Below are 11,874 nucleotides of genomic sequence, written 5' to 3'. Positions count from 1 at the left end.
GGCCTTAGGCCATAGGCAATAGGGGGGAGTATGATGGAAAAGGGAAGGAATGACGAGGAACAAATGACGAATGGCGGAGGTAATAGGGGGAATGTAGCGACGGAAAGGCGAAGGTAAAACGAAGGTAAAGAGGCGGTAAGGCGAGGCTAAAGCGAAGTTATTGCTTGTAAAAAAGCCTTAGTAGCGCCTTGTTTTTCGTTTATATATTGGCGATTGATATTGCCTATAGCGGTGCGCTTTTCGGGTGAAGTAACAAGGTTATTCATTACCTGGGCGAATTCTTCTTTACTGCTTACGGAGAGAACGCCCCCTAAGGTGACTAACTCCTTTGCTTCATTGAACTTTTCATAATTCTTACCGATGATTACAGGTACCCCAAATACGGCGGGCTCTAAGACATTGTGTAAGCCCGTAGTGCCCATTCCACCTCCTACATAGGCTATATCGGCATAGCTGTACACTTTGGTGAGAATGCCTATGGTATCGATGATGAGTATGTCGTAATCAGAAAGGTTGAGAGAGTCTTTCTCGGAGAATAGGGCAACTTTACGGTTTAACTTCTGCTGGTTGTGTTTGAGTTCTGCGATATCGGTAGGGTGAATATTATGAGGGGCAATGATGAACTTCACTGGGGCAGTGCAAGTGTTGATATACTGCAAGTAAATGTCTTCGTCGGTAGCCCACGAACTACCGAAGACCACACATAGATTGTTTCCTTTGAACTGCTCTACAAAATCTAAATGGTTGTCTCGTTCCAATATTTCGGCTACACGGTCGAAGCGGGTGTCACCACTGACAGTTACATTATTGAAGCCTAAGTTTTTAAGTAGTTGCTGAGAAAGCTCGTTCTGCACGAAGAAATGAGTAAAGCAATGCAGGGCTCGGCGCATCATTCCGCCGTAAGGCTTGAAGAAGATTTGATTTTTGCGAAAAATACCGGAGAGTAAATAAGTGGGTACTTGTGCTTTTTTGAGCTCGGTAAGGTAATTGACCCAAAACTCGTATTTCACAAAAATAGCCATTGCAGGATTTACCATTTGCACGAACTTGCGGGCATTAGCGGGTGTATCAAGGGGAAGATAGACTACTATATCGGCATCGGGGGTGTTTTTGCGCACCTCATAGCCTGAGGGAGAAAAGAAGGTAATGAGTATTTTATAGCCTTGTTTTTTCAGGGCTTTAACAACGGGCAAGCCTTGTTCGAACTCGCCGAGAGAAGCGGTATGTATCCACACATAGCGGGTATGAGGGTCGAGTTTGGCGGTAAGGGTAGTCCATACGGTTTTACGTCCGCTTACAAAGAGGTGTATTTTTTTGTTGAATAGGGCAACGATGGGGAGGATTGCCTTGATGATATAAAGAGAGAATGTGTACATTTTAATGATGAATTACGAATGACAAATGACGATACAAGGCGCAAAGGTAGTAAAAAAGTAAAAAGTATCGCCTTTTTAATATTATTTTGTACTTTTGCAATCTCAGAAAGCGAATTGCTTAAACTCTATTGTTAGATGAAAAAATATCTTTTTGAAATACTGCTATTGCTCTTTTCGGTAGCAATACCGTTGGCTTTAGATATGAACTTAGCAGTCTATGGAATGCTTGCTACTTTCTTGTTATTTTTGACGCTTAGACGGGTAAACTACTGGTTGTTTGCTATTATCTTTGGTTTTGTACTACTCACTTGTGTGCTCTTTTTACCTCAAATTATCTGGTTTGGCCATCCGCCTGCTACGATGATTGGCGCCTTCTTTGAAACAGATTTCCAAGAGTCTAAAGAGTTTATGCAACAATTACCTTTTTATTCCTATGGAGTATCGGTACTTACTTTATTATTTGGGAGTTTCATTCTTTACTTAGGCAAGAAGAAAAAGACAATATACAATCGCCAACAGTGGTTTATTACTTTGGGGATAGGTATAGTAGGCGTGGCACTTACAGTGTACCGTCCTTTTACAAAGATTCGGGAAGAGGGCGGTTTCCAGTGGCAAAACACACGCACGGCGCCTATTGCGTTCTATGCTTCTATCTACCACAATGTGAAGAACTACAAACAATTGCGCAAGGAGCTCAACCAAAGCATTGAAGGCACGCCTTCGTGGCAGGTAGTCAGCGCCAAACCTAAGTATATGAACTATGTGCTTGTGATAGGCGAAAGCGTACGGAAGGACTATATGTCGTTATACGGATTTCCAATAGAGAATTCCTCTTTCTTGAAGAGTGCTAAGGGGACAATAATAGATGGTTATACGGCAACCGCTCCCAACACTACTACTGCCCTTTTGCGGATGTTCTTAAAGCAAAAGAACGGTGATTTTGTTTATGCTGATAATCTCATCTCTTTGGCAAAAATGGGAGGTTTTGACACCTATTGGCTTTCAAATCAAGGGTCAGTAGGCGAATGGGATACGCCTATTGCTAAGATAGCCTCGTTATGCGACCATAAGGTTTTTACAAAGAAAGGTGACTACTCATCAATGAATATCTACGACTCGGCTTTACTACCCGTACTGCAACGCTTTTTAGAAGAAAAGAGCGCACGCCCGCGTTTGTTTGTACTACATATTATGGGCTCTCACATTTACTTTCCTGAACGCTTAGAGCAATCGGTACATTACAACTATTACAACCGTAACTTTTCGGCTTACTTACAAACGATTGAGCAGACCGACAAGTTCTTACAACGCGTTTACGAGCTTTTAGAAGCACAACATCACCCCTTTTCTATGCTTTACTTTGCCGATCACGGACTGATGACCAAAGACCGATCGTCATCGTTTTTTGCCACTCTTACTCACGGCGATACTCACCCTAACAAAGCCGTTTATCGTATTCCGTTTGCTTTGCTAAGCAGTGACGACAGAGAACACAAGGTAGTAAAAGTTCCTAAATCGGGTTTTTACTTTCTAAAAGGTTATGCCCACTGGTTAGGAATAGATGAGCCAACACTTAGAGGATATGAGTTTTTATCGGCAACACCTGATTCTTTAAAAGTATTCAACCAATATGAAAATGTTCCTCTTGAGAGTTTAGAAGAAGACAATATAATAACTGATAACAAGTGAAAAAGCGCAAGCCCGACGGCTTGTGCTTTTTCACTTGTTTTATTTATCTGTTTACAATGAGTTTTCTTTAGTGAATTTTACAATTTCGGAAATACGTCCGAAGGCAACGCCCACTACTGTATCGGCAGCGCCGTAGTACACCGCTACTTTGTCTTCTTCGATAGAATGCAAGGCAGCACAAGGGAATACCACATTAGGCACATCGCCGGTAGTTTCGTAGAGAGTGGCAGGCGCCAAGAGGTAAGGCTGTGTACGAGCTATTACCTTGCTTGGATTGTTGAGGTCTAACAAAGCAGCGCCCATAGAGTAGCGGAAACCGTTGCAAGTGTTGATCACCCCGTGATAGAACAATAGCCATCCGTCTTTGGTTTTGATAGGCACAGCTCCTGCTCCTATTTTGGTACATTGCCAAGCGCTATCTATAAAAGGTGTTACTTTCATCACGCAGCGGTGTTCACCCCAATATTTCATATCGGGGCTATAGCTGATGAAAATATCGCCGAAAGGTGTATGTCCGTTATCACTTGGGCGGCTAAGCATTGCGTATTTACCGTTGATTTTCTCTGGGAAGAGCACTCCGTTGCGGTTGAAAGGCAAAAAGGCATTCTCGCATTGGAAAAACTCTTTGAAATCAAAAGTATAAGCAATCCCGATAGTAGGGCCACAATAGCCATTACACCAAGTTACCCAATAGCGGTCTTCGATAAACGTTACGCGAGGGTCGTACTTATACTCAGAATGAAGGAAATCAGTATTACCACCTTTCATCACGATAGGTTCGTGGTTGATTTCCCAGTGAATAGCATCTTTACTGAAGCCAGCGAAGATGTTCATTTGTACTGCTTTGTTGTCGCAGCGAAAAACCCCTGCATAGCCGTCGCCAAAAGGCACAACAGCCGAGTTAAAAATACTGTTAGAGGTAGGGATATCATACCTACCGATAATAGGGTTTTCAGAATAACGCCACATTACATCGGTACAACCCGCAGGGCGTTCTTGCCAAGGAATTTTTTGACTCATTATTTTTGTTTTAGTTATTAGTTATTGTTTAGCTTATTAAACTTTTTAAAGTATTCATCTATTTCATTGTGTAGTTCTATACCTACACGCTCAAAGCAATCTAATAAATCCTGATAGGCATTCTCACCTGCAAGAAAATCCCAAAACTCTTGGGCTACTTTTAGCTCGTTATCTAAATCTAACATTCCCGCCATCGTCCAGCGTGAATAAGGTTTAGGTTCATACGGATTGTAAGGTATAGCAATAAGGGTATGTATTTTTCTATTAGGGTTTTCAGCCAATACACAACCTACCCATTCTAATAAAGTGCGTTTAAACTCTTTAAAGCCTCCTTTGTTAGGCTTAGCTGTTTTAATGTCAAACAAGAAAAGTTCACCTGAATGACTTTCTAACCACACATCTACTTTGGTAGGCTTTACAGTGTTCATTTTCCCTTCCTGACACACAGCTCTAATAGCTTCTATTTCTGCTTCCTTATTAGGGTTACCATTTACAGTAAGGTTATCCATAATATCTTGAATAACCCGTTGCGCTTTTTCACTTATCTTATCACCTGCTACCGCTTGTAGTTTAGCCACTTTAAACTGAGATTCAGCTAATGATTTAGCCACAGGCTCAAAAATGCTCGTACCAAAATTGGTATTCAAAGAATGAATAAACGAAAACAGTGCCATACGGTCTTTACCCAATAAGCGTGTATGGAAAGGCATCACCGCAGGCTCAGGGTTATAGTGCTGAAACTTTGTTCTAAGACTATGCCTAAGCGTGTTTTCTACATTAGTTATTTGTTGTGGGGTTAACATTACTTTCTGTATCTAAGTTTATATATTCTTGCAAAAAAGATTTATAATCTTTTGTTATAGGGTTTGAGTATGCAGACTTAGCTCTATTATAATCACATTTTTTGAAAATATCAATTGCTAATTGTATATTTTCTTTAAATAGGGCATTATCACGAATAGTATTCAATAGTTTTTCATAACTATTTATTCTAGTTGAAGCATTCTCTGATTTTACAGAATACTTTTTAATGTTCTTGAGATAATCAGAATTAAAAGGTAAGTCTTCAACCAAGTATCTAAATCCCATAAATATATGATACCTATACTTATTAAATTCTTTATATAGAGCACTATCTTCTGAAATTAGTAACTCTTCCCATTTTTTAGAGATAAGCCCTGCTATATAGTAAGGCAGTGGACTATGTTCCTTTTGAAAAAAATCATCCTTATAATTAGCAACTATTTTTCCTATATTCCCTGCAACTATATGAGGGAGATCAAAGAACATTGCCATAAAACTTTTTAATTGTTCTTTAATTTCTATTATATTAATACGACTAATACTAAGGTTTGAAAATTGGTTAGTTCTTCTCTCATAGTAAAGCTTATCCACTTCACGATGTGAAAAATAAAAATTCTCTAATGTCTTTTGGAATTGTGTAATAGCAAATAATTGTTCCTCTGTGAACATAGATTGACTATTTGTTGTTAGAATAATTTCATCTCTTAGTGTTTCATCTTTTGTTATAACAACTTTTAAAGGAATTAAAACTCTATCAATGTCAGGAATGTTTCTACATTCAAATAAAACATTAGATGTTTGACAACCATTAACCACTTGATAATTATCAAGTATTAAAGTGTTTCCTCTACCTCTATTAGAATCTGCTATTATTGTAACACCATTATTTAAAAGTGAAAATTCGTTGAATTTTCTATCTTCTAAAGTCTTTTTTATTCCTTGATTTATGGGATTTTCAATACCTAAAAAATCTCTTAAATTATCATTAAATAGACTCTTTATTTTTACTTGATTTTCATCCATTATCAAGTTTCTAAATTCAGAAAAAGGAAGAAAACCTATATAGGCTTCTTCAACATTTTGAATATTATTTAATTGTGTCTTATTTTCAAATTTAATTGTAGCACTGAGAGGAGTTATAGCTTTTCGATGAGCATTTATAAGAGTTGTTTTATCTATTAGAGATATATTTACATTAGTAAATAGGCTAAAATTTTTAAGAAGTTTAATCTTTACACCCTTAGTAGCTTCCAAAGTAGTATTATTTTCTTGTTTTACACCAAGAGAAACATAAAAGCAATATAAGTTAAACTCTCTTATATTACCTATTTTTTTACGTAACTCTTTATAAATATCTTTTGAATTTTCTAATTCAGGAATGTTGTAAATTGGATTGTCAGAAAAGAAATCAATTACAACATCTAAAAAATTTCCTAACTCAGCATCACTAAATCCTTCAGTTGTTTTTGTTTGTATAAAAAAAGCATTTACAAACAATCCCATATCTTTGAAATTTTCTATTTCATCACTATTTAAAATTAATTTCTCATTTATACAAAATGCTATTGTATCAATCCCTTTTGCCTTTCCTGTAGAAATTGATTCCAAATCAGATTTTAATATGTTACTATTTACTTCTTGGGATAAAAGTGAAAAAGCAGAAAAATGTTCAAATCTATCAGACTCACTAAGTGAAGAGTCGTTTATTCCTAATTTTTCAGTAAAAGTGTCTAAATATGATTTTGTAATACTATCCATAACTCTTTCTATTTTTCTTTTAAATGAAATATAATCTCAGCGTACGCGTTTTTATCCTTCTCGGTACGGTTGAGTACGGGGCGTTTGTATTGATTTACAATACGCATTCCTGCTCGCTCGGCTATTTCGGGGTATAAGCCGTATTTGTCGTTGGCTACCAAAAATACATCGTAATCATCGGCTAAAAAGCGTTTGCTATTGGTAAGCACCTCAGCAATACCTGCTACATACATACGTTTGGCTTCCTGCCCTTGTCCTTTGTAAAGGGGACCTATCTCTTTATCGTCATTGCGCTCAAAACCAAAAAGATCATAAGCATAAGCGTGTTGCTCGTGATAATCAATCAGCCCTACATAAGGAGGTGATGAGAAAATACCTTTTATCTTCTGCTTTCTTGCTAAAGCAGCAAACTCAGGGTTCTTATGCTCTAATGCCTCAAAGATGTCAATAGTACGACTATCGCCTTGTAAACATTTCTGGTAAGTATTAGTACGCAAATCTTTAAATTGTTGCAAACGTTTGATAGTGTCTTTAGTGTAGGTCTCCCACCATTTCAATATAGAAAAAAGAGGTTTGCACACCTTGCCGTGTTTAGCACAATAGTAAGTGGTAGTTACGGGCTCTATCAGCGTGGCTAAATCGGCGTGAGTGGTGGCGCGACAGCTGCGAATGGTACGGCTTAATATGAGGGTAACAATACGCTTGGTAGCGGGATTAGCTATCTGTTTAATAAGGTTAAACACAAAATCTATCTCCTCGCGTACGTGTTGTATATACCATTTATCTAAAAATGTATCGGCTTTAGCTTGTTTTAGCTGAATGTGATACTTTTCCACAAGTGCCTGATAAATAGGTAAAAACTGTTGTTCTTTTTCAGCACCATATATTTTGCCGTCTATCTCCTTGCGTTGCAAACGGTATTTATAGTCGGGTACGGGGAAGAACTCTTTATTGAAATTATTGAGCGCTTCGGTAAGTTCAGCATCAAAAGCAAGTATGTGTTTTTCTGCTAAAAACTCCTTTAAAGCTTGGGTAATGCGGTGCGTTTCGTTATACACATCTACCAAATCGTAATGCCCTACTTTAGCATTGCCTATGAGAGCATTGAAAGCTGATACGTCTATCCCTATAGCGTGCATTCCTAATTCTGAGGCTTGTACCATAGTAGTACCACTACCCGAAAAAGGGTCGAGGACTATATCACCTGCTTTAAAAAAGACTTCTTTTTTGAAAGCATCAGTATGCCCATCTAAAAAATACTCTACCAATTGCGGAATAAACTTCCCCTTGTAAGGGTGCAAGCGGTGTACGTGCTTAGTAGTTTCTGCTTCTTTATATTGCTCAAACGACAGACTCCAATTGAGGTCATCGCCTAATTTCTCTTTCCACTGTGAGGCGCGATTTCCACCCAAAGCATCGTAATAGGCTTTAAGTTCCTCTTTAGCGATTTGAGTGATGCCATTGTTTTCAAATTTCTTTACTTTACCATACTGTACTAAATAGGAGATATTTGAGGAAGTAACATTCTTCCCCATATATTCCGTTGCCCACAATGAGGCTTGTTGCAATGTAAAGTATTGATTTGTATTTGGCATATTTTTCTAATCCGATGGATATTACTGCCTTTTTGCCTGTCCTACCACGACCTACAACTACACTGTTTTCTTTATCAATTCTGTGATAAACGCTATTTGCTCGTCGTCAAGCTCGGTGTGCATAGGCAGAGAGATGACTTCTTGTACTAATTTATTGGTAACGCCAAAATCAGCTTCGTTATAAGAGCTACGGGTATAGGCTTTTTGGGCGTGCAATGGTATAGGGTAGTAAATACCAAAAGGCACTCCGTTCTCACCAAAAACCTTAGCGAGTTCATCGCGTTTGCCATTGGTAATGCGGAGAGTATATTGGTGGAACACGTGGTCGTTACCTTTTGCGATTACAGGGGTAATGATATGAGGATTGCCTTTAAGAGCTTCGGTATATTTGCGAGCTGCCTCACGACGGCGGGCATTATAATCGTTTAGGTGAGGGAGTTTGGCGCGCAATACTGCTGCTTGTAAAGAGTCGAGACGAGAGTTTACCCCTACTACATCGTGGTGATAACGCACGTACATACCGTGATTTACGATACCGCGAAGAGTGTAAGCCAAGTCATCGTCATTAGTGAAGATAGCTCCTCCGTCGCCGTAGCAACCGAGGTTCTTAGAAGGGAAGAAAGAGGTTGCCCCCACGTGACCGATAGTTCCTACTTTTTGTTTGTGTCCGTCGGCAAAAGTGTAATCGGCACCAATGGCTTGCGCATTGTCTTCAATCACAAAGAGGTTATGTTTTTTAGCCAAAGCCATAATAGCTTCCATATTAGCTGGCTGACCGAACAAATGCACTGGCACTATGGCTTTCGTGCGAGGAGTAATAGCTTTTTCAATTGCTTCGATGTTGATGTCGAAAGTATCGTCGTACACATCTACCAATACAGGGGTGAGTTTCAGTAGGGCAATCACTTCCACAGTTGCAGCGAAAGTAAAATCGGCAGTGATAACTTCATCGCCTTCTTTGAGTCCGAGCCCCATCATTGCTATTTGTAGGGCATCAGTACCATTAGCGCAAGGGATTACGTGTTTTACCCCCATATAGTTTTCCAATTCCTTTTGAAAGGCTTGTACTTGGGGGCCGTTGATAAAAGCGGTGGTGTTGAGTACTTCCTCAAAAGAGGCTTGTACGTCGTTTTTAATTCTTTCATACTGACCTTGTAGGTCAACCATTTGTATTTTTTTCATATGTCGAATATTATTAATCGTTCGTTACAAAAAACTTATCAAATCAAGAAACATTAATCTTGTTTCTTCTCCTTCATCTAATTTCGTTAGAAATTCAAACCCTATCTTTTGATAGAAACTTACTGCTTGTGCATATGCATCAACTGTAATAAGGCGACAAGCCTCATCTTTATTCAAATCTACACAGTGATTGATAATAGTATCAATAATAATTCTTCCTAACCCTTTACCTTTAAAAGTTTTATCAATAGCCAATCTCCCTATTTTTAGAGAAGGAACGTTGTTTAAATGCCGTTTAGGATAGGGTAATAACTCTCTGCGAAATTTGTTATACTGACTTTTTGATGAGAACATCTCTTCTTTGAGTAATAGACTGTCATTCAATAGACTGTAATAACCTAAAGTACGCTCATCATTTTCAATAACAAAAGTGGTGGCAAGTAATTGTTTTCGGTAAGGAACTGCTTCCTCAAAAAGAAACTCATTCAAATCGTCGTCTCCACAATCAAAAGGCTTTATTGTATGTCCTTCTTTAAGCCGAAAAAAAGATAAGCCTTTTAAAAGTTGTGCAAAATCATCTGTTTGCATTATCTCTATCGTCTTTAAAAATTGACTTCAATAGCATAGCATTCTTGCGAACGCTCTCACGTGTAATTCCTTTTTCAGCTAAGCTTCGTCTAAAACCTGCTAATTTTTTGTAGAACTCTATTACATCTTGCCCTTCTAATACAGGTGTTGGTTTTATTTCTCTTGCCATAATACTTAATCCTTAGTTTTTAATCCTTAATAGTTAGTGTTGCTTTGCCACGACTTTTGTCAAAGTCCTAATAGCCCGTCGCACTACGACTACGTAATGCCTACCGCACCACAGTTCTATAGCTATTAAACACAGCCTTCCACAGTGCAAAGATACAAAAATATTTTGAATTATATAAAAATATCCCCTTCTTAACACATAAGGGTTGACTTACCTTCGTAAGCCAACCCTTATGTTATTAAAAAAACTTCTTATTCCTAAAAATATTTCAACTTCTGTGTGAAAATCGTTACACGCTGACCGTTAACCGACATTGTTTTCTTTGTCCAGTTGTTCTTCTTGTCATACACAAACTCATAGGTCTCTGTTTTAGTAATGTTACCATCTTTGTCAAAGTATTTAACCTCCACCTCATTGTTGTTTTTGTCAAAAGCTGAAACAACTCTCTGTTTCAAAGCGTTATCTTTGTCAAACACTTGCTTTTCTACCATATTCCCTTTGGCATCGTAAGTATATACCGTTTTGCTGGTAAGCTCGTCCTTTGTGAATTTAGACTCTTCCGATAATTTCCCCTCAGGAGTATACTTATAAGTAGTTTTATCTTGGCACATTCCTGCTATACAATCCGTGCGTTCTACAAGCTGATTCTGTTCGTTATAAACATTTATTCGGCTCATAAAAATATTCCCGTCGGGCGTCTCTACATCGTGCTTGGTAAGGTTCCCTTTTTCGTCATACTCATACACATTCTTAGAAAGCAACGTGTTCGAATCATCTCTCGAAGCCGACTCTATCATATTCCCGTCTTTGTCATATACATCTACGAATTTAATCGTCATTCCATTTTGCTTCGATTGCATTTTCACAACAGTTCCCTTTTTGTCAAACTGCGAAAAAAGCTCAGAGTTCATCGGTATTTCTTCTCCGTTTTCACCAATTTGAATACCCGATTGCACAACCGTTTTTACTTTCCCTTTCAGCTGAGCACGCTCCCAACCATTCTTTTTCTGACTCTGCCCAAAAGCGACAGTAGTAGCTAATAAGGCAATAGCTATGATTCTTTTCATAATAATGTTCTATTTAAAATAATACTTTTTTGGGGCGCAAAAGTACAAAAGATTTCTAAATGTACCAATACGCCATATCTACCTATTCACCAAAACTATGCCAAAACAAAGTAAAATAAGAATAACAAAACTCCTATTGTTATATTTATAACTAAATAGCCATTATTTGTTTCTCTTTTTAAAGAAATTTTCTATCCTTATTTAACCTCAATTCGATATAATAAAATACTATTTTCAATCACCCGTCGTACTACTTTCAATCACCTGTCGTACTACTTTCAATTGCTTGTCGCGCTACGACCTCACCCCTTTTCCGTCCCTAATTCCCCCTTTGAACGGAAGTCCGCGAGAACGAAGTATGTGTAAAGGGAGAGGTTTGTCATCTTTTCCAGCTTGTCCCCCTTCGGGGGTTCGGGAGCTTACCGAATAAATGATTCGCTACAATTCCCCCTTTGAAGGTAGCCAGCAAGAGATTTTTATCACATTTCCTTCGTCATTCGTCTCTCGTCATTCGTCATTTCTTCCCTTTTCCGTCATACTCCTCCTATTGCCTATGGACTAAGGCCTACCACCTCTTCCCTTTTCTTTCGTCTCGAAACCCCGTTTTCACCATTTTTAGCCTTGTT

At 38.3% G+C, this 11,874-nt stretch carries 10 protein-coding genes; 1 reads left to right on the top strand and 9 read right to left on the bottom strand.

Going from position 1 to position 11,874, the window contains the following annotated elements:
* Positions 1–146: 146 nt before the first annotated feature.
* On the bottom strand, positions 147–1,376 hold the full coding sequence (locus tag HMPREF9078_RS03860; RefSeq protein WP_009419436.1) for a 3-deoxy-D-manno-octulosonic acid transferase: 1,230 nt from the start codon (positions 1,374–1,376) through the stop codon (positions 147–149).
* 135 nt (positions 1,377–1,511) lie between these two features.
* Here HMPREF9078_RS03860 and HMPREF9078_RS03855 point away from each other — a divergent pair, with 135 nt between their 5' ends.
* A complete protein-coding gene (locus tag HMPREF9078_RS03855) occupies positions 1,512–3,065 on the top strand; it encodes a phosphoethanolamine transferase (RefSeq protein WP_009419435.1) in 1,554 nt (517 codons plus the stop codon).
* A 51-nt stretch (positions 3,066–3,116) separates the two neighbouring features.
* Here HMPREF9078_RS03855 and HMPREF9078_RS03850 read toward each other — a convergent pair whose 3' ends face one another.
* The 8 genes from HMPREF9078_RS03850 to HMPREF9078_RS03815 form a co-directional block, all read right to left on the bottom strand.
* Positions 3,117–4,085 carry a glycoside hydrolase family 130 protein gene (locus HMPREF9078_RS03850; protein ID WP_009417204.1) on the bottom strand — a complete coding sequence of 323 codons (969 nt, stop codon included), beginning with the start codon at positions 4,083–4,085 and terminating at the stop codon, positions 3,117–3,119.
* Positions 4,086–4,102: 17 nt separating this feature from the next.
* Positions 4,103–4,888: a TdeIII family type II restriction endonuclease gene (locus HMPREF9078_RS03845; RefSeq protein WP_009419434.1), complete on the bottom strand. Its 786-nt coding sequence runs from the start codon at positions 4,886–4,888 to the stop codon at positions 4,103–4,105.
* On the bottom strand, positions 4,863–6,647 hold the full coding sequence (locus tag HMPREF9078_RS03840; RefSeq protein ID WP_009419433.1) for an AIPR family protein: 1,785 nt from the start codon (positions 6,645–6,647) through the stop codon (positions 4,863–4,865). Before HMPREF9078_RS03840 ends, HMPREF9078_RS03845 begins: the two co-directional genes overlap by 26 nt.
* Positions 6,648–6,655: 8 nt before the next feature.
* Positions 6,656–8,242, bottom strand: a complete 1,587-nt coding sequence (locus HMPREF9078_RS03835; protein ID WP_009419432.1) for a DNA methyltransferase — start codon at positions 8,240–8,242, stop codon at positions 6,656–6,658.
* A gap of 57 nt (positions 8,243–8,299) precedes the next feature.
* Positions 8,300–9,424 carry a DegT/DnrJ/EryC1/StrS aminotransferase family protein gene (locus HMPREF9078_RS03830; RefSeq protein WP_009419431.1) on the bottom strand — a complete coding sequence of 375 codons (1,125 nt, stop codon included), beginning with the start codon at positions 9,422–9,424 and terminating at the stop codon, positions 8,300–8,302.
* A 24-nt stretch (positions 9,425–9,448) separates the two neighbouring features.
* Complete coding sequence (locus HMPREF9078_RS03825) at positions 9,449–10,012, bottom strand: GNAT family N-acetyltransferase (RefSeq protein ID WP_009419430.1); 564 nt, start codon at positions 10,010–10,012, stop codon at positions 9,449–9,451.
* The gene (locus HMPREF9078_RS03820) at positions 9,999–10,181 is read right to left on the bottom strand and encodes a hypothetical protein (protein ID WP_009417229.1); all 183 of its coding nucleotides are present in this window, start codon (positions 10,179–10,181) and stop codon (positions 9,999–10,001) included. Before HMPREF9078_RS03820 ends, HMPREF9078_RS03825 begins: the two co-directional genes overlap by 14 nt.
* Positions 10,182–10,438: 257 nt before the next feature.
* Positions 10,439–11,248, bottom strand: coding sequence for an RHS repeat domain-containing protein (locus HMPREF9078_RS03815; RefSeq protein WP_009419429.1), 810 nt, complete (start codon positions 11,246–11,248; stop codon positions 10,439–10,441).
* Positions 11,249–11,874 lie beyond the last annotated feature (626 nt).

It is taken from the genome of Capnocytophaga sp. oral taxon 380 str. F0488 (assembly GCF_000318255.2).
GTDB classification, from domain to species: domain Bacteria; phylum Bacteroidota; class Bacteroidia; order Flavobacteriales; family Flavobacteriaceae; genus Capnocytophaga; species Capnocytophaga ochracea.
The sequence above is the reverse complement of the archived record's forward strand: the minus strand, read 5'-3'. Positions and strand labels throughout refer to the sequence as shown.

What these genes read in the sequence shown, in the direction of transcription:
- HMPREF9078_RS03845 (WP_009419434.1), bottom strand. Translation starts at nt 4,888, where the DNA reads ATGTTAACCCCACAACAAATAACTAATGTAGAAAACACGCTTAGGCAT.
- HMPREF9078_RS03855 (WP_009419435.1), top strand. Translation starts at nt 1,512, where the DNA reads ATGAAAAAATATCTTTTTGAAATACTGCTATTGCTCTTTTCGGTAGCA.
- HMPREF9078_RS03860 (WP_009419436.1), bottom strand. Translation starts at nt 1,376, where the DNA reads ATGTACACATTCTCTCTTTATATCATCAAGGCAATCCTCCCCATCGTT.
- HMPREF9078_RS03820 (WP_009417229.1), bottom strand. Translation starts at nt 10,181, where the DNA reads ATGGCAAGAGAAATAAAACCAACACCTGTATTAGAAGGGCAAGATGTA.
- HMPREF9078_RS03825 (WP_009419430.1), bottom strand. Translation starts at nt 10,012, where the DNA reads ATGCAAACAGATGATTTTGCACAACTTTTAAAAGGCTTATCTTTTTTT.
- HMPREF9078_RS03830 (WP_009419431.1), bottom strand. Translation starts at nt 9,424, where the DNA reads ATGAAAAAAATACAAATGGTTGACCTACAAGGTCAGTATGAAAGAATT.
- HMPREF9078_RS03835 (WP_009419432.1), bottom strand. Translation starts at nt 8,242, where the DNA reads ATGCCAAATACAAATCAATACTTTACATTGCAACAAGCCTCATTGTGG.
- HMPREF9078_RS03815 (WP_009419429.1), bottom strand. Translation starts at nt 11,248, where the DNA reads ATGAAAAGAATCATAGCTATTGCCTTATTAGCTACTACTGTCGCTTTT.
- HMPREF9078_RS03840 (WP_009419433.1), bottom strand. Translation starts at nt 6,647, where the DNA reads ATGGATAGTATTACAAAATCATATTTAGACACTTTTACTGAAAAATTA.
- HMPREF9078_RS03850 (WP_009417204.1), bottom strand. Translation starts at nt 4,085, where the DNA reads ATGAGTCAAAAAATTCCTTGGCAAGAACGCCCTGCGGGTTGTACCGAT.